The organism is Dyella mobilis, from assembly GCF_016904945.1.
Taxonomy (GTDB): Bacteria; Pseudomonadota; Gammaproteobacteria; order Xanthomonadales; family Rhodanobacteraceae; genus Dyella_B; species Dyella_B mobilis.
This window is the reverse complement of the sequence record NZ_JADIKF010000038.1, coordinates 53,319-70,698: the sequence shown is the minus strand read 5'-3', so window position 1 is coordinate 70,698 and position 17,380 is coordinate 53,319. Positions and strand designations below refer to the sequence as shown.

Sequence of the window (17,380 nt, the reverse complement as noted above, 5' to 3'; positions counted from 1 at the left end):
GGTGGTGAATTAGGGGTAAGACGGCCGATGGCGCTACCTTGGTCTGCTGCTCAAACGGCGGCTGGTTCAAGGCAACGCCCACGATTTTAGTAGTACGACGATTTGCAGGCTCTGTCCCTGGCTCAAGTGACTTCGTTGCCTGGCCGCATATTGATACCCAGATACGCCGCGACCTCGCGCAAAGGCTCATTGTCGCGCTTCAGCGTGATCCAACCTCCGCAATGATCATCCTCGGTTTCCCAGGCCCACAAGGTATAGCCGTGCTCAAGCAGGCCGTCGTAGGCGGTAGCGAATAGCGAAGCCGCATCCACGTCTGTCGTGTTGAAATCGTCATCGTCCGCATCGATGCCCCAGTCGATGGATATACTCCAGCGCGAGGAAAGCTCATCGATCGCCTGCATCAGCCCACGCGTATCGTCAACGGCAACATAAAAGCCCGACCGCCAATCGATCGCCCTTCGAATAAGGTCAATCGGCTCCGCTTCATGGCCGTCGGATTGCGCGATCGCATCGCGGTAATCCGCAAATTGCTGCAGGGCCATTTCCTCGTCGCCAGGGTTGATCAGGCATAGCAGCTGCCAGACACACGCTTCGACGGAGTCACCGATGCTCTCCTCGTCTTCGGAGTCGTGGTCGGTGTCGAAATCATGATCGGATGGGGTCATTGGAGGTTCTCGCAGGTGAAGCAAATAATTAAATCGTGTCGTGGAAGAGGTTCGTAGGCGAACCTGGCGACAGCGGGAAGTCGCGTCTGAAGCTCAATCGCACACATTGAATTTGACGACTTTTATCCACGCCACTGCAATCGGTTTTCAGCTTTCGGAGTGACGTGCCCTGGGCTCGCTATGCCGAGCATCAAACAGGGTGGCCTGTCTCAAATTGCGCAGCCAGTTGGCGCAGCCATTTCTCGCTCCAGGTCACCTCGCCGGATTCAAGTTCTTCGATCAATCCGCTCAGCCATTTTATTTCCGCTTTCAGCATTGTTTGCTTGTATTCGTCATCGAGCATGCAAATGCGCGGCAGCCCTTTGCCGAGCCATTCCTTGGTGTGGGAGGCGTACTCCGCCAACTGATGCTTCAGCACTTCGCGGCGCCTTTGCAGTTGCGTCAGTACCGCATCGGGTGAAAGCGCCATCACGGTCGCCAGGGCTGCCGGAAATTCGTTGAACTCCGGCCGCGGTTCACCAAGCATGGCTTCAAGCCACGCGTAGAAGGTCTTTTTCCCCAGGGGCGTGATTTCATAGACCACGCGTTCCGGCCGCCCTTCGTCCTGCTTCGTTTCGCGTACCCGGATCAACTCCGCCGACTCCAGCTGGGCGATCGTCTGATAGACGCTATTGCGCTGCGCGACGTTGACCACCTTGTCCTTGCCACGCTGCTTGATCAGCTCATGCATGCGGTAGGCATGCGAAGGGGCCTCCAATACAAACGCCAGGATCACCATCGCGAGGGGAGATCGTTGCCGTGGGCGAGTTTTCACGCGGACATCCTGAATACCAAATCCAGGGACATCTTGCGGAAGTAGTCATAATATGTCTATATAGTCATACTATGACCATTCAGGGCTGGGCTGACGCATGGCAACCGTAAAACACGCACTTATCATCGGCGGCGGCATCGCCGGCCCGGTCACCGCCCTGGCGCTGAACAAGGCCGGTATCCGTTCGACCATCTATGAGTCCTACCCCACCACGGCAGAAGGGCAGGGCGCGGGAATGATGCTGGCGCCCAACGGGCTCAATGCGCTGAAAATCATCGGCGTGGATGCCGAGCTGCAAGCGGTAAGCAGGCCTATTTCGCGCATGACCTTCGCCAACAGCCGCGGAAAGACGCTCGGCGCGTTCAATGGATTGGAGGGCATGCAGGCGAGCCGCGTGGTGTGGCGAAGCGATCTCTACAAGGTACTCCGCGAGGCAACCGAAAAAGCCGGCATACCCATCGTGCATGGAAAGCAGCTCGTCGCCGCGAGCGAGACCAGCGACGGCGTGCATGCGCAGTTTGCCGACGGCAGTACCGCCAGCGGCGATGTCCTGGTTGGGGCCGATGGCATCCGTTCTACCGTACGCGAATTGATCGACCCGAATGCCCCATCGCCGCAATACCAGGGTTTTCTGGGTTTCGGCGGTGGCGCTCCACGCGGCGTGGCGAATGTTGCAGAAGACACCATGACCTTTGTATTCGGCAAACACGCCTTCCTGGGTTATTGGGAAGACCCGGCCCTAGGCATCTGCTGGTTCGGCAGCCTTCCGCACGCCACGCCGCTATCCATGGCGCAAGTACGCCAGGTGTCTGCGATTCAATGGCTGGATCGACTGCGCGACCTTTATCAGGACGACCAGCCCGCACAAACGTTCTTGAGGCACGCTGACCCAAATCAGCTTCTATCCACCGGTGGAAGCGAAATGATGCCGCCTGTCCCGCACTGGCATAGCCAAAGAATGGTCTTGGTTGGCGACGCGGCGCACGCACCGTCATCCAGCTCGGGACAAGGCGCATCGCTAGCCATAGAGAGCGCCATCCAACTCGCACGTTGTTTGCGTGATATACCCCAGCCTCACGACGCTTTCGTTCGTTACGAGCAACTACGCCGTGCCCGCGTTGAAAAAGTGGCCGCGAATGCTGCAAAGACCAATAGTCAGAAGGCGTCGGGGCCGCTGGCCAAAGCGCTCATGCACGTTCTCATGCCTATCGCGATGAAGACATTCTTCAATCCAAGGAAAATGTTTGAATCTCTGCACACGTACCAGATTGATTGGGCGGCGCCGGCACTTTAACTTGCCCGATGAGGCGCGGCGGAAGCGGATTGACGGTGAGCCAGCCGCTTCCAGGCTGCCATAGAGGTAGAAGTCGGTCGTTTGGCGAGAGTTCCGCCACGAGGCAGGCCTGGAAAAGTGTTCTGACCGCTTTGGCTCCCCGGCGTTTCATAGCGCATCGGATATGGCAGAGTGGGCGCGGCTAAGCATCGAAACGTTTGTGGCGGAGGCGCAAGAGCTTGCGATACGCCGATACGCGGGGAGAGGGCTATTGGCCAGGTTCGTAGATCGATAGTCATTATTCGCGCGCGCTGCGGCGGCACTACTATTGAAATCGAGGCGGGGCGGCGGTTTTCATTGACCGACATCAATCGGAAGCTTTTGAGCATGGGCGACTCACGTAATCACGGCGGCGGGCGATGATCGTCCGTCGCGCCAGGGGACTTGCTTCTGCTGCGCCAACGGTGCGGGTTTGCTTCGCGGTGGCGGCGCTGTTGATGGCCGGTTGTGCGGTCGGTCCTGATTTCAAGAAGCCCGCGGCGCCTGCCGTCTCCGGCTATACGCGCACGCCGGTCAGCACCACCCAGGCCACGCCCGGCGTCGCTGGTGGCGAAGCGCAGCGCTTCGTGACGGCCGGCGATGTGAGCCGCGACTGGTGGACGCTGTTCCATTCCCCGGCGCTGAATGCCCTGATCGACGAGTCGCTGAAGAACAACCCCGGTCTCAAAGCCGCGCAGGCCGCGTTGGCGGTGGCGCATGAGAATACGCTGGCACAGCGTGGCGCCTATTACCCGAACCTCTCCGCCGATTTCTCCGCAACGCGGCAAAGTCAGTCCGGCACGCTTTCGCCGACGCCGAACAACAATGCTTTTCTGTACAACCTGTTTACGCCCCAGCTCAGCGTGTCTTACGTGCCCGACGTGTTCGGTTTGAATCGGCGCACGACGGAATCGCTGAAAGCGCAGGAAGCGTCCGTGCGCTTCCAGATGATCGCCACGCACATCACGCTGAGCACCAACGTGGTTGTCGCCGCCGTGCAGGAAGGCTCATTGCAGGCCCAGGTCGATGCGACGCGTGAGCTGATCGACATCAACACGAATATGGTGAAGATCCTGCAGCGCCAGGCCGACAAGGGTTATGCAAGCGGCTTGGATCTCGCTGCGCAGAAATCGCAGTTGGCCCAAACGGTGGCTACCTTGCCGCCGTTGCTGAAGCAACTTGCGCAGCAGCGCGATGCGCTTGCCGTGCTGGTGGGGCGTTTTCCAAGCGATGCGCCTACCGAAAATTTCGACCTGGCGAAACTGCAGTTACCACAGGATTTGCCGGTAAGTCTGCCGTCAGCATTGGTCGAGCAGCGACCGGACGTGCTGCAGGCGCAGGCGAACATGCACGCAGCGAGCGCGCAGATCGGCGTTGCGACGGCTAATCGCCTGCCGAATATTACGTTGAGCGCGAATGCAGGCAGCACCGCGCTGGCGATGGATCAGGTGTTCCATTCCGGTACTGGCTTTTGGGGTATCGGCGCCGACATTGCCGCACCCATTTTTCAGGGTGGCACCTTGTTGCATCAGGAGCGCGCGGCCAAGGCTGCCTATGTGGAAGCCGCGCAGCAGTACCGAAGCACCGTACTCACGGCTTTCCAGAGTGTGGCCGATACGTTGACGGCGCTCGATCAGGATGCTGCGGCATTGAAAGCGGCTGCCGCGGCAAATGACGCGGCCAAAGTGACGCTCGACCTGTCTGAGCGACAGTGGAAAGACGGCTACGCCGGCTACTTGTCGCTGCTGAGCGCTCAGCAGGCGTATCAGCAGGCAAGGATCAACCTGATCGTGGCGCAGGCAAATCGCTTCGCGGATACCGCGGCGCTCTTTCAGGCGCTCGGTGGTGGCTGGTGGCATCGTTCGGACTTGAATCGGGATACAGATGAACATTAATTCCCTAGCCGGCTGGACAGGCGTGCCGGGTCGCACGCTGGTGCAGCACCGATATGCGACCATGCTTGTCGCGCTGCTGGTCTGCGCACTTTGCGCGGGTTGCTCATCCAGCAACGAGGGCAACGCGCAGGCCGCCTCGACGACCCCGGTGAATGTGGCGCTGACGGCGACGCAACGCCAGCACATCAAGTTGTACACGGTTGCGGCCGAGCAGTTCGATCGCACTATCGACACAACCGGCGTAGTGGATTTCGACAACGATCAATCCACCAGCGTGCTGGCTCCCATCTCTGGCCCCGTTTCGCGTCTGGTGGTTTCTCCGGGCGACAAGGTGAAGAAGGGTGATCCGCTCGCTTACGTCGATTCCCCCGATTTCGCGACTGCGGTAAGCACCTATCGCAAGGCACTGGTCACCGCCCACACCGCGCGCCGGCTCGCCGACCTCGACAAGGATCTGCTGCAACACCAGGGCGTCGCGCAGAAGGAAGCCGACCAGGCAGAAACCGATGCGACCAGCGCCGAAGCCGATGCCTATGCGGCAAAGCAAACGCTGGTTTCGCTGAATGTCGATCCGCAGACCATTAAGGACATCGAGCAGGGACGGCCGATCGCCCGCATGCAAGGGGTGATCCGTTCGCCCATCGCCGGCACCGTGGTCGAGAAGCTGATCTCGCCCGGCCAATTGCTGCAGGCCGGTACCACCGCGTGCTTTACCGTTGCCGACTTGTCGCGCGTGTGGGTGATGGCGCAGATTGCCGATTCGGATCTTTCATCCGTGCACGTGGGTGATAGCGTGGATGTGCAGAGCGGCATGGACGCCAAGCCCATCATGGGCAAGGTAGACAATGTCGCCCAACTGGTAGACCCCGATACGCGCATGGTGGCGGCGCGCGTAGTCGTCAACAATGCATTGGGTCTGCTGCGCAAGCAGATGTATGTAAGCGTGCGCATTCATTCCTTGCATGCTGAAACCGGCATGCTGGTGCCGGTCTCGTCGCTGCTGCGCGATGACGAGAACCTGCCGTTCGTCTATGTATCGCAGGCCGACGGCAGCTTCGCGCGGCGCAGCGTCACCCAGGGCTATCGCGTGGGCGACAAGTTCCAGATCCCCAGCGGCCTGCGCGCGGGCGATCAGGTCGTCGTCGACGGCGGCATCTTCGTACAGTTCATGCAAAACCAATGAGCGAGACATTGCCCCCCAGCGAGACACCCTCGCGCACTGCCTCGTTCATGAACCGCATCGTCAGCGCTTCGCTGGGGCAATCGTTCCTGGTCATCCTGCTGACGCTGGTGCTGACCGGATCAGGTGTGCATTCGTTGCAACGTTTGCCGGTCGATGCCTATCCGGATCTGTCGCCGCCGATCGTCGAGATCATTACGCAATGGCCCGGACACGCGGCGGAAGAAGTCGAGCGCCTGATCACGGTGCCGGTCGAGTTGGGCATGAACGGCATTCCCAAAACGGCGACGACACGCTCGATTTCGCTGTATGGCTTGTCCGACGTCATCATTACGTTCGACACCGGCACGGACAATTACTTCGCGCGGCAGGAAGTCTTCAACCGCTTGGGCGACATCACCCTGCCCAGCGGCGTGTCGCCGTCGGTCTCGCCCATGTCCTCGCCTTCGGGCCTGATCTATCGCTACGTGCTGCAAAGCACGGATCGCTCGCCGATGGATCTGAAGACGCTGGAAGCATGGACCATCGAGCCGCAATACAAATCCGTGCCCGGTGTGGCCGACGATTCCGGATTTGGCGGCGGTACCATGCAATACCAGGTGCTGTTGGACCAGGCGAAACTCGCTTCGGTCGGCTTGTCCGCGCCTGAGGTCGAAGCATCCCTCACCGCCAACAACGCCAACTCCGGCGGCGGCTTCTATTCGCAGGGCGGCCAGTTCTATTACGTGCGCGGCATGGGTCGCATGCAGACGCTGGAGGACATTAGCAACGTGGTGGTCGCCGTGCACAACGGCACGCCCGTGCTGGTCAAGGATGTGGGGCGCGTGACGATCGGTATCGCTCCGCGGCTTGGCGAGTTCGGTTACGAGAAGCAAGACGATGCCGTCGAAGGCGTGATCCTGCTTCGCACCGGGGAGAAGACGCAGGACGTACTCAAGCGCGTCGAGGCGAAAACCAAGGAGCTCAACGATCAGATATTGCCGAAAGACGTAAAAGTCGTGCCGTTCTACGATCGCTCCGACTTGATTGCGCTGACCACCAAGACCGTCGAAGACAACTTGCTGCGTGGCATGGTGCTGGTCGTGGTGATCCTGATTTTCTTTCTTTACGACGTTCGGGCGGGCCTGATTGTCGCGGTCACCATTCCACTAGCGCTGCTGTTCGCATTCATTTGCCTGGACGTGCAGAAAGCCTCGGCGAATTTGTTATCGATCGGAGCCATCGACTTCGGGATATTGGTCGACGGTGCCGTGGTGATGGTGGAAAACATTTTCCGTCAGATCGCCGAACGCAGGGGCACGCCGCTCAATGTGAAGGCAATCATCCGTGACGCCGCAGCGGAAGTGGATCGCCCGTTGTTCTACGCCGTCGCGGTGATCGTCGTCAGCTTCTTGCCCATCTACGTGCTGTCGGGCGCATCGGGCACACTGTTCAAGCCGATGGCCGACACGATGATCTTTGCGCTGGTCGGCTCGCTGATCGTGACGCTTACCTTGTTGCCGGTACTGTGCGCGTGGTTCATGCGCAAAGGTGTTACCGAACGGCGTAATCGGATCTTCGAAGCGATCAAGTCGATCTACATCAAGGGTCTCGATGCCTGCCTCAAGCGTCCATGGGCGACCACGCTGGGCTCGGCGATATTGTTGTTCGCGTCGCTGCTGTTGATACCGCGTATCGGTGCGGAATTCATGCCGCATCTGGACGAGGGTGCTCTATGGGTGCGCGCCACCATGCCGTATACGATCTCGTTCGACGAGTCGGCCAAGATCACGCCGAAGATTCGCGACATCCTGCGCTCGTTTCCCGAAGTGACGACGGTGGCCTCCGAACTTGGCCGCCCTGACGACGGCACCGATTCCACCGGGTTTTTCAACGTCGAGTTTTACGTCGGTCTGAAACCGTATTCGCAGTGGACGGGAAAGTACCGCACCAAGGCCGCGCTTACGGAAGCGATCAACCAGAAGCTGCAGGCCTTTCCCGGCATCATGTTCAACTACACGCAGCCCGCTGAGGACGCGGTGGATGAAGCGGAGACAGGGCTGAAAAGCGCGCTGGCGGTCAAGATATTCGGTGCCAACCTCAATACCCTGCAGGAGAAAGGCAAGGACATCAGGAAGGTATTGGAACACGTGCGCGGCATTACCGATGTCACGCTGGTGCAGGAGCTTGGCCAGCCCAGCCTTACGATCAAGATCAACCGCGACGCCATTGCGCGCTACGGTGTGAATGTCGCCGACATCAATGCGTTGATCCAGACGGCGATTGGCGGCGATGTTGCGACCGAAGTGGTGCAGCAGGAAAAGCAGTTCGATCTCGTGGTGCGCCTGGAACAGCAATATCGCGACAATCCCGAAGAGATCGGCAACATCCTGGTCGCCACGCCGGGTGGCCAGCAGATTCCGCTGAAGGAATTTGCCGATATCAAGGTGACCAACGGCGCATCGTTCATCTATCGCGAAAACAATTCGCGCTACATCGGCGTGCAGTTTTCAGTGGAGGGTCGCGATCTTGCCGGCGCTGTTGGCGACGCCATGGTGCAGGTCAACAAGCAGGTTTCGCTGCCGCAAGGCTATCACCTGGACTGGGGTGGCGAGTACACCGAATACACTGCATCGCGCGCGCAGTTGAACGTCATCGTGCCGTTGACGCTGGCGTTGATCTTCTTGCTGTTGTTCACGCTGTACAGCAACTTCAAATTCCCATTCATTACGGTGATGGGCGTGCTGCTGTCGGCGCCGATCGGCGGCATCGTTGCGCTGTGGCTTACCGGAACGCCGTTTTCCGTATCGTCCGGCATCGGCTTTCTTGCGCTGTTCGGCGTTTCCGTACAAACAGCCGTGGTGTATATCTCCTACGTCAACGAATTGCGTCGTGCGGGTGTCGAGGTGACGGATGCCATTCGCCAAGGAGCCATTCTGCGTCTGCGTCCGATCATGATGACAGCCCTGGTCGCCGCGCTCGGTTTGCTCCCCGCCGCGCTCGCTACCGGTGTAGGTACCGATACCCAGCGTCCCTTTGCACTGGTCATCGTCAGCGGCCTGTTTACGCGTCTGCTGATCAGTATTTTCCTGATGCCCGCGCTGTATGCGCTGGTGGCGAGGACAGGCGACAGGCTGGAGGTTTGAGGCTATCGCAGCGGCGGAAACTTCACTGACATGGGTTTTCTCGGCGCTGATTTCCTGCATGGCCCTTGCAATATCGGCCGACCTCTGTCCGAATTCGATGCGGCCGCAATATGCTTTCCAGGTGATCATAAGTCGGCTAAAACGGCCAAAGGATATCTATTTCAGGGTAGTAATACGTTTTGACGGTGAAATGATAGGTAAGCCATCTGCTTTGGATGAAACGGCATTCCGGATTTATCGCAGGCGAGGCTTAGCCCAAGCCGGACAAGATCGGTACGATCAAGCCTGGGCGAGATAACTACTTTGCCGTTGTCCTCAAAGCTGATTAACCCTCGATCAAATAGTCGGTCGACGTGTGGAGTTAGCAGTAGGCCATTTGCACCATCTAGTCGCTCTATGGAGTCGCCGCACAGCCGCCATGGTTTGATGTGACTTGCAACTAATAGGAGGGGGTTATCAACGAGAGTTAGTCTGCATGCTCGTTCGAACTGAAAGATTCGCCTCCGAAATTGCCCTTGGCCATATCGTGCTGATATCAGTTGCTTCTTGGTTGTTGCATCTAAACTCGGATCATTTTGAATGGCTCGTTGTAGCGCATCGTCAATGCCAGCTAAAGGTGCGCCAGCTGCAAACGATTCAGATTCCCTGGTTATATTGCGGAGTCTCGCGCCATCGATCAGAAGCTCAAAAACGGACTTGTCTACTTCAGCAAGATACGTACGTTGATTGCCATTTCCCGTGCCCGATTGAATGGGCGAATACTTTATTGGCAACAGCGGCCCCAGCTTTTGAATTTGGTCTTTTGGACGGATGGAGAGACCTATTGGCTCCCAATGTACGGAAAGAAGCCAGCCATCGTTGTTCCAATAGTCGCCTACAGATCCGAAACTATCAGGCTTTGGAGCAGGGCTGGCGAAGTCCTGGATGAGGCCTATGTAGTTAATAACTCCTTTTGCGAAAGACAGCACCATGTCTCCCGGAGAAGCGCGGCGCATATTTTCGTAGAACTGATTGCGCGCTCCGTCTGCTGCGCGTTTCGGCGACCAAAGGTATCCGCCTTCGACCTCTTGGCGAATGGTTTGTTTGTGATTTACCCACCAATATCGCATCGCTCCACCTTCGCCCCCTGTGGCGGTGCTGTGAGCTTGATTAGCTTGCTGTGAGGTTATTGCTCAGCGTCGAATAAGAAAAGCTTTAAAAGTTCGCACTGAAGGTGCCGAGATGAGGGTCAGGGCCTTAGGTTTTTCCGCCTTTAACGGTGCTCAATCAATAGGTTGCAGTAGTTCAATGTGGCGAAGCTGTGCGCGTACTCCACCACAAACCACTAATTGGAATGAGCCGCCGCACGCTTGCTTTGCGAAGCCTCAGTGAACGACACAGTTTGTCGTTTGCCTCTGATCCGGGATGGATTGCGGCAACGGATAATTGGTGTCCCATCATCTGGATAATTACAGTAAATGATTGACTAATCTTCGTTATTTGTAAAGGCATTGCGCTTATTACTCGCAATCTTACTCACTTTCATGGAGTTGTTCCCTGTCGCGTGAGCCGACTCATGCCTGTTGACGATACGCGACAATGGTGGTCAGCTCTCACCGGAATCGGCGCGACAAAGGAAACCTGACTTTGGATAAAGCAATAATGGACTTCATTTCGGCGCTTACTGGCCATTTGGCTTGGCCGCTGCTAGTCCTCTTCTTGGTCCTAATGTTTCGCGACAATCTGAAGCGACTACTACGCCACATAACGTCCTTCAAGCACGGAGAAACTGAATTGACGTTTGCTGAGCAAAGCGAACAGAAGCTCACCGGCGGCCTGACGGGTGCTAAAAAAAATGACATTAAATTCCAGCAGGTCGTGACGACCAACGAGTACTACACGCTTTACGCGAATGGAACGCTTGTTCAGAGAATGTCGGTGACATCGCGACCCGGCGAGACAGTCATGTTGGTTTTCCCGATCACGTTCCCCAATGAGGCTACGGCAGTGCAGGTCGTTGGCAGCACAGGCGCGCGTGTGATTGAGATCACTCCCAGCAATTGCAAAATTGCCTACCCGCACAACGAAACTCAGCAGACTTTCAAGCTCTTAATTAGCGGGGTTTGAGCCTGCGGAAGCCTCCTTGAGTCGAAGCGGCATGCTTGAAAGGCAATCCGGGCTAAGGTCTGCTTCCACCGGAGCGGACCTCACGAACAGAGTGACGGAATAGCTAAATGGAGCGAAGCCATGGGGGAGGAAGCATCGACTTTAGAAACGGTGTTCTTAGGTAAGGCGCGGGCGGCGCTTGATAACTTGTTCGAGCGCACAGAGTAAACGGGGTCGTGCTGGATTGGTCCCGTTTCCACGGACAGTTTAATTAGTCACCTCAGCCATTCTCTCGAAAGCTTCGGGAGGGCGGTAGTCCAAGCTGCTATGCAATCGTTGTCGGTTGTAGAAGCTCTCGATGTATTCGAAGATCGCCGTTCTGGCCGCATCACGATCCTAGAAACGTTCGTGATGTATCAGTTCCTGGTTGAGCGAGCTGAAAAAGCTTTCCATCACCGCGTTGTCATAGGGAAGACCCTTGCGGCTCATGCTGGCTACGGTAAAAGCATGCAGACATGACACGCCCGCCCGCTTTCGACGTCAAAAGTTGTCGGGACAATCGTGAAACCTTCTGTCAGGCGTAACTCATTGTTGCCGCTAATTACGCTGGCCAGAATATGCTGGACCTTCCATCATATTCGGGCCATTTTGGCCAATTTATGCCGGAATCCACAGATGGTGCGCTTTAAACCATAGATTAGCCGCGCCTCGAACCACAGTTTGGCCATACCCACAAAGAATGGCTTTCTGTAGCCGCCTGGCGGGAGAGATGCCCCGCGAAAGAGGCGCCTCTGTCGCGCGTCCGCAGTTAACCAACGGAGAGCGTGGGAGGCCCGCTAGATTACGTCAGCCGCCTATTTTTTCCACGATTGGTATGTAACTCAAGCCGTCACCGGCCGGAGGCAAGCCATCAAGGATGTAGTCCTGGTCGTCTTTGGAAAAAGTAACTACGCATCGATAGTCGTCGCACAAGATAGCCTCTGCTTTCTGGACCACGCCACCGACCGTTTCATTGGATGCTTTCCTAATTTCACGAATAACTAGGTTTTCAATTGCCTTTTTATCAGCCGATTCATGCCTGGCGGCTTCTAGCTCTGCGTCCATGCGTGCGTCAAAGCCTTTCCTCGGCCGAATTCGCTTGGAATGTCGTTGGATACGTGTCCTTATATCTTTTATCGCTTTCCTGAAAGTCAGCCTTTCTCCGACGTCGCCAACACATTGCAGGTTTTGCGACTCCAGGGGATTCTTGAACTCGACAAGCTCGGCATTCTTGTCGCTGCCGCACCTTACCTTTGCTGCCCACGGCTGACCGTCGACGGAAGAGTATCCGAACACCAGAAAATCGACCTGACTTCCCATTGGCATTTGGCTCGTACTGAACCAGCGTGTGGTGATTTCTTGCAGAATTTGAACTAGCCGAATGGGTTCAGGTCTCGGGAGGCTTTCTCCTGTAAAGACTAGTTGTTCAAGACAGCGCCTATATAGGGCGATGATTGACATTGCTTCGAAACAAGGTCCGCTAAATCCGATTCCAATTTCCGTTGCGTAGTATGGAGTTGACCAAATTCCGCGCACGCCATCAAGAGCGGATAAGTCATAACACCGAACGTGCAAGCTATATAACTTCGTGGTCGTATCACTATTCGTTACCCACTGGCTACTTGGTATCAACATGCCACCATGTCTCATCCAGCCAGTATCAATTCGTGTCGATGTGCGTCCTTCGGCGATAGCCGTGATCCGGCTTCGGCTGTTCGATTTATTGAGCCAGCAGCAAACTAATGTCATCCATAACTCCTATTAGTACAGAAGAATCGTTGATCTGTGATCTGCGTAGGGTGGTTGGTGCGGTTATGGTGTTACGAAATATCGCACGACAGCACCGGCGATGGCGCCGTCACGGAAATTCTTGTAACTGCGACGTCCCCCCGATTGCGAGTGGGCGGACACGCTGGCAAGTGAATTGGTTTTCATCGCTATCGCATCCGCGGATGGCTCCCTAGTGTTCTATGGCCAACGTGATCCTCTGCCCCTCGATCCAACGCCATGGGTCAGAAGCGTTGTCTATCCACTTCTCGAGCGAGATGTGTTTGCCATGAGCTATATGCTCATGACGCGATGCTTGCGCGCGTTTTTAGTCGGCGTGTCCGGCCCGGTGCTCGTAGTACGAGCCTACTCAATGTCGTCGTCCAGAGCGGGATCGGCGTCTCACGCGTGCCTGTTCGCTTTGCTGATCGGTATGCTCGGGGCTTGAGTTAGCTACGGTCGACTGCGGGTAAACGTTCTTAAGTTTGATCGCCAAGTCCAATATGTCCAAAGCGTAAGCTTTCTTGAGATTCCTAAATCGAATAATTAGGCTCGCTATAAGAATCATAAAGGACAGAAACAGAGCGACCGCTACGAGTGCCGAAACGCTCAATTGTGAAATGACCGGCACTTTCAGGCGCGTCAAAAGACCTTGAACATCACCGACGTTTTTCATCGAGGCAACGGCAATACCAAGCAACGCGACGATCGCAGTATCTTTTCCTATGATCACCGCAAGTTTTCGCTCAAATCTGTCACATTGAATTTGTATCGACTTTTGCACGCACTCAAGCATTCCGACGGAATGCTGAGTCAGTGGATTAGCATTTTTGAAATCGTGCTCGCGGACGGCGACCTCAAACGGCTTCACTCGTTTTTTTTTACGATCGTACGCCATCAACACGCCAAGCCACATATGAACTGGAATGAAAACAAACATCACAAGTTCGCCAAATAATCCGACACAAAGCGAAACGTCTTTCCATAGCGCCGAGAAGGGATGCACATATTGATTGACCGCACCGGCCACAATGATTGACAAAAGGGTTATTCCGCCAATGGCTAGACAAACGTTTCCTATCTTCTCTAGCTTCCGACGCAATCCCTTTTCGCGTTCACCGGAATAAGGTGTACAGCTCGTGACGTACGCGAAAACGGCTTCAAGCTTTTCCATGTGACTCCGCGAGCTTAGGGGGCGATAGTTGAATGCACGAATTCAAACGCGACTATTTGTTTTGTTTTTCGTAGGCTGCGTTTGTACTTGCCCTTTTTCTATGCAATAGGGCACCGAGCCAATTCTCATGCAATTCGTATATTTGGAGCGGTAGTAGCAGCGAGCGCACTAAGCACAGCATCGCAAAACCGCACAAAATTGAGCCAATTGTTGTCAAGACAAATTCATTTGCTTTGACCGCATAAAGTAGCATCCAAGCCATGGCTACCAGAGCCATGCAAAGCGAGATTAAGAGCGTAACGCCCTGCGATATAAGTAGGTACTTAACGCGCGTGACGTGTGCACTCACGACCTCGTACGTCGCGTCAGGCGTGTCATCAATGCGGCCTGTGAACAACATCATAGTCGCCAAGAAACCAACGAGCAGTCCAGCAAACGCCAAGATTGCACCAATGAGGCCTACTGGAATGGCAACATCTGCCTTCAATAGACCATGCATCGAGAACCAGCCTGGAATTGCACCCATAAAAAATGGCAGTGCAATTCCTATAAAACTGCGCGGGTAATCGTCTCCAATAGGACCCGCGTCGTCTCTCATTGCGCGAAGTGTGTCGCTCGCGGTCTGCCAATCGAAGGGCATCCACTCTTTCATATTGATAAGAGGCTCAGCGTCTCTTCGATGGAACGAGTTGTGCCTGAACGAGATTCCCTTGGTCATCGAGAACTCTCCACCCTTTGGAATCAACCATTCGTAGTTCATCTAGATAGTGCCACAGCCCTGTCTCAATCTCCGAAACGGCAAGGGCACCCTCAGGCGTTACCTGTACTTCGATTTCTCGTTTAGCCCGATACGTTTCCAACGATGAAATAACTTGTCCGTCTTTGAGCCGAATTGCCAGTGCTTCTAGAGGACTCTCTTTGTGACTCCACTCCTGAGCGACCTTCACAGCGGCTTCTGCGGAGAGAACGGAGTCCTCTGCGACCCAAGAAATTTTAAGTTGCTTTGCACCCGGCACGGATTCGCGCAAGTCGTTCATGCGTTTCGTCACAAAAGTTCGCTTGGGCAATGGCCGAGTGTCCACCAGTTTGAGGTCGATTGATTGAACTCCTCCACCCGCTTCTATCGTGTGATCTAAATCCTTGGTGACGACATCCATAAGTTCGATACCCGGTAAAGTGTCGTCGCAATACCTGTTAAAAAGATGTGCAAGCAAGTGCGAGAGATACTGTAGTCCCCCTGCGCCCCTATTATTTTCTACGATCAGTGCCTGCCCAAGGGCGACACATCGATACGTATGAAGAATTTCCCTGATCTCGCCTTCCTCGTCGTGGACGCGACCAGTTTGGATGTCCGGGTCGGAACTATCAAAGTCTGGCCGAAACTGATCTTGTTCTAGGCCGTAGGTATAGGCACATACTTCGAATATGACGCCGTCATTTGGCTTTCCCGTTCTCGGCGCGATGTTCTTTATAAAGACACACTGCTGGCCATTCGGAAGCGCAGTGGGCGGCGGAAAGTGCCTCTGAGAAAACTTTGTCGTTTGCGCGTGAACCTGCAACAGCAGTTCATGCAAGGCGGGTGGAGTGAAGTCGTGTCTGCGACCGACTCTAAAGCGAGCGAACTTTAGAATCAGGTTGCGTTTGATCTTTGTGGCCATCCAATTAGCCCCTTAATTTTTGACTGCAAAGCAGCTGCAAATTTTATGCCGGATGCGCGCTATTTTGGCTTCAGGCCCAACCATTCTCAAAGTTTTTCCGAAGCGATTCGAAGCTTGACGCTAAAGGAAATCCAATGGACGGCGGATCTCCAGCTGTCTTCGCCCAAGCGAGAACTCGCAAGTCTGCGCTAGGAATACCCCTTTTCGGCCAATACCTGGACAGAGAGAATCCTCAAATCAATCTGACACCAGTGGCGTTTTTACGGAAACACGACTTTGAGCCTGTCATGTTCGGAGGTTCGCGAACTACAAAAGTGCGCCAATTCGGCTTTGAAGCGCTGTCTGATTTTGCAGAACGGCTATACCGGCACTCTGTTCCAGTGCATCTCCTGCTTAGATGCATCGCGGCGCAATGTGCCCGCCATCTTGACCTTTAAGACCTCGGGCATAGACAGTCTCAGCTCACCCTAACTAGAAGATTAAAGTAGGAAAAATGGCTTGTCCATTCGTGCGAACTATCCCCTACCGCGGAGGGAGGGGGGCAATTTATGCCCTAACGGCCACTTATTGCAGACAGCGCTTTTCGCACCCTGACCTGCCGGGGCAATAAGGGCGTGCTTAGGTCGTCTTGGGGGCTGCAGGCAGGTTGCTCGGACACTTTATGCTTTAGTTCAATCATAAAATGTCCGAAACGGACAAGTTATGCTTTAACGAACAAAATGGACTTCATTGGACGATCATTTGGTGGGCCCACCAGGATTCGAACCTGGAACCAAGGGATTCGCGTTGTCCGAAGGTTTCCCTTCAGCGCGGACTATCTCTTCACCCTCCGACGTTTCACAACGTGCGGGTGGGGTGCGGGACGCTCGAGCCTGTTATGAAGGGCGCTTCAGCCCTCAGGTAGTCTCTGCACCTTCCGGCGGTGTACCGCCGGCTTGGCTCAGGGTTGCCATCGATCCGCGCGAGCGCGTCGCTAAGGTTTCCCTGAATTCATCCCGTTCCCGTCCATGCATTACTGCGTGGCGGCACCTTTCGATGAGTCCCCTGCTCTAACCGTTGAGCTATAGGCCCTTTCGTACTTGGTGGCCACACAACCGTGGGCGGCGTGTGGCGCCGGGTGATGATAAACCATTGATATCCAAAATGCGCAGCGTGCCGCGGGAATGCGGTTTAGCAGGTTTGTCACCTATGCGGGTCTAGGCTTGCGGCTTCCCCCAGTGTGTTGAGGAGTATTCCGATGAGTACCGAAGCCGTTGCCAAGCGCCTGGTTGAACTGTGTCGTGCGGGTGAGTACGAGAAGGCGCAGCGGGAGTTGTATGCGGAGAATGCGGTGAGTATCGAGCCGGAGGGTGTGTCGGATGGGATGCAGGTTCGGGTGGAGGGGTTGGCGGGGATTTTTGAGAAGACGCGGCAGTTTCAGTCGGCCATCGAGCAGGTGCATGGTGGCAGCGTGAGTGACCCGGTGGTGGCGGGAAATTGGTTTAGTTGCGAGATGACGGTGGATATCACGATGAAGGGGCGTGGGCGCTCGGTGATGACGGAGATCTGCGTTTATCACGTGAAGGATGGGAAGGTGGATTTGGAGCAGTTTTTTTATGATGTGGGGTAGGGGGGTGGGTGTCTACGTCGTAGAAAGGCTGCGAGATGGTGTTGGTGGAGCAAAGTC

Annotated in this window: 13 protein-coding genes and 1 pseudogene; 6 read left to right on the top strand and 8 right to left on the bottom strand. The window is 55.7% G+C overall.

What is annotated here, in order from left to right; translation table 11 throughout:
• Positions 1-122 precede the first annotated feature (122 nt).
• Both ISS99_RS07945 and ISS99_RS07940 read right to left on the bottom strand, forming a co-directional pair.
• Positions 123-665, bottom strand: a complete 543-nt coding sequence (locus ISS99_RS07945; RefSeq protein ID WP_204631077.1) for a DUF6630 family protein — start codon at positions 663-665, stop codon at positions 123-125.
• Positions 666-855: 190 nt separating this feature from the next.
• Positions 856-1,479, bottom strand: a complete 624-nt coding sequence (locus ISS99_RS07940; protein WP_204631076.1) for a PadR family transcriptional regulator — start codon at positions 1,477-1,479, stop codon at positions 856-858.
• Positions 1,480-1,576: 97 nt separating this feature from the next.
• Here ISS99_RS07940 and ISS99_RS07935 point away from each other — a divergent pair, with 97 nt between their 5' ends.
• From ISS99_RS07935 to ISS99_RS07920, 4 genes are all read left to right on the top strand, one after another.
• On the top strand, positions 1,577-2,773 hold the full coding sequence (locus ISS99_RS07935; RefSeq protein ID WP_204631075.1) for an FAD-dependent oxidoreductase: 1,197 nt from the start codon (positions 1,577-1,579) through the stop codon (positions 2,771-2,773).
• A 398-nt stretch (positions 2,774-3,171) separates the two neighbouring features.
• Positions 3,172-4,686, top strand: a complete 1,515-nt coding sequence (locus ISS99_RS07930) for an efflux transporter outer membrane subunit (RefSeq protein WP_204631074.1) — start codon at positions 3,172-3,174, stop codon at positions 4,684-4,686.
• On the top strand, positions 4,676-5,869 hold the full coding sequence (locus tag ISS99_RS07925) for an efflux RND transporter periplasmic adaptor subunit (RefSeq protein WP_239537800.1): 1,194 nt from the start codon (positions 4,676-4,678) through the stop codon (positions 5,867-5,869). The genes ISS99_RS07930 and ISS99_RS07925 overlap by 11 nt, the downstream gene beginning before the upstream one ends.
• Positions 5,866-8,991 carry an efflux RND transporter permease subunit gene (locus ISS99_RS07920; RefSeq protein ID WP_239537799.1) on the top strand — a complete coding sequence of 1,042 codons (3,126 nt, stop codon included), beginning with the start codon at positions 5,866-5,868 and terminating at the stop codon, positions 8,989-8,991. Before ISS99_RS07925 ends, ISS99_RS07920 begins: the two co-directional genes overlap by 4 nt.
• 161 nt (positions 8,992-9,152) lie before the next feature.
• On the opposite strand, the gene ISS99_RS07915 is transcribed toward ISS99_RS07920, so the two are convergent.
• Positions 9,153-10,100, bottom strand: coding sequence for an HNH endonuclease (locus ISS99_RS07915; RefSeq protein ID WP_204631073.1), 948 nt, complete (start codon positions 10,098-10,100; stop codon positions 9,153-9,155).
• Between the two features lie 517 nt (positions 10,101-10,617).
• On the opposite strand from ISS99_RS07915, the gene ISS99_RS07910 reads away from it, so the two are divergent.
• Positions 10,618-11,097 (top strand): hypothetical protein, encoded by a 480-nt coding sequence (locus ISS99_RS07910; RefSeq protein WP_204631072.1) that lies wholly within the window; start codon positions 10,618-10,620, stop codon positions 11,095-11,097.
• A gap of 246 nt (positions 11,098-11,343) precedes the next feature.
• Here ISS99_RS07910 and ISS99_RS23240 read toward each other — a convergent pair.
• The 5 genes and pseudogenes from ISS99_RS23240 to ISS99_RS07885 form a co-directional block, all read right to left on the bottom strand.
• Positions 11,344-11,568 (bottom strand): annotated as a pseudogene (locus ISS99_RS23240) (integrase core domain-containing protein); the annotation flags it as partial.
• 354 nt (positions 11,569-11,922) lie between these two features.
• Positions 11,923-12,864, bottom strand: a complete 942-nt coding sequence (locus ISS99_RS07900; RefSeq protein ID WP_204631071.1) for a hypothetical protein — start codon at positions 12,862-12,864, stop codon at positions 11,923-11,925.
• Positions 12,865-13,252: 388 nt separating this feature from the next.
• Positions 13,253-14,056: a hypothetical protein gene (locus ISS99_RS07895; protein WP_204631070.1), complete on the bottom strand. Its 804-nt coding sequence runs from the start codon at positions 14,054-14,056 to the stop codon at positions 13,253-13,255.
• Positions 14,057-14,108: 52 nt separating this feature from the next.
• Positions 14,109-14,774, bottom strand: coding sequence for a hypothetical protein (locus ISS99_RS07890; protein WP_204631069.1), 666 nt, complete (start codon positions 14,772-14,774; stop codon positions 14,109-14,111).
• Positions 14,722-15,714 (bottom strand): hypothetical protein, encoded by a 993-nt coding sequence (locus ISS99_RS07885; protein WP_204631068.1) that lies wholly within the window; start codon positions 15,712-15,714, stop codon positions 14,722-14,724. The genes ISS99_RS07890 and ISS99_RS07885 overlap by 53 nt, the downstream gene beginning before the upstream one ends.
• Before the next feature lie 1,237 nt (positions 15,715-16,951).
• On the opposite strand from ISS99_RS07885, the gene ISS99_RS07880 reads away from it, so the two are divergent.
• Positions 16,952-17,323: a nuclear transport factor 2 family protein gene (locus tag ISS99_RS07880; protein ID WP_204631067.1), complete on the top strand. Its 372-nt coding sequence runs from the start codon at positions 16,952-16,954 to the stop codon at positions 17,321-17,323.
• The last annotated feature ends 57 nt before the right edge of the window (positions 17,324-17,380 follow it).

Excerpts from the sequence above, each read along its gene's own strand:
- ISS99_RS07945 (WP_204631077.1), bottom strand. The coding sequence starts at position 665 with ATGACCCCATCCGATCATGATTTCGACACCGACCACGACTCCGAAGAC.
- ISS99_RS07880 (WP_204631067.1), top strand. The coding sequence starts at position 16,952 with ATGAGTACCGAAGCCGTTGCCAAGCGCCTGGTTGAACTGTGTCGTGCG.
- ISS99_RS07920 (WP_239537799.1), top strand. The coding sequence starts at position 5,866 with ATGAGCGAGACATTGCCCCCCAGCGAGACACCCTCGCGCACTGCCTCG.
- ISS99_RS07890 (WP_204631069.1), bottom strand. The coding sequence starts at position 14,774 with ATGACCAAGGGAATCTCGTTCAGGCACAACTCGTTCCATCGAAGAGAC.
- ISS99_RS07935 (WP_204631075.1), top strand. The coding sequence starts at position 1,577 with ATGGCAACCGTAAAACACGCACTTATCATCGGCGGCGGCATCGCCGGC.
- ISS99_RS07915 (WP_204631073.1), bottom strand. The coding sequence starts at position 10,100 with ATGCGATATTGGTGGGTAAATCACAAACAAACCATTCGCCAAGAGGTC.
- ISS99_RS07900 (WP_204631071.1), bottom strand. The coding sequence starts at position 12,864 with ATGACATTAGTTTGCTGCTGGCTCAATAAATCGAACAGCCGAAGCCGG.
- ISS99_RS07885 (WP_204631068.1), bottom strand. The coding sequence starts at position 15,714 with ATGGCCACAAAGATCAAACGCAACCTGATTCTAAAGTTCGCTCGCTTT.
- ISS99_RS07895 (WP_204631070.1), bottom strand. The coding sequence starts at position 14,056 with ATGGAAAAGCTTGAAGCCGTTTTCGCGTACGTCACGAGCTGTACACCT.
- ISS99_RS07930 (WP_204631074.1), top strand. The coding sequence starts at position 3,172 with ATGATCGTCCGTCGCGCCAGGGGACTTGCTTCTGCTGCGCCAACGGTG.
- ISS99_RS07925 (WP_239537800.1), top strand. The coding sequence starts at position 4,676 with ATGAACATTAATTCCCTAGCCGGCTGGACAGGCGTGCCGGGTCGCACG.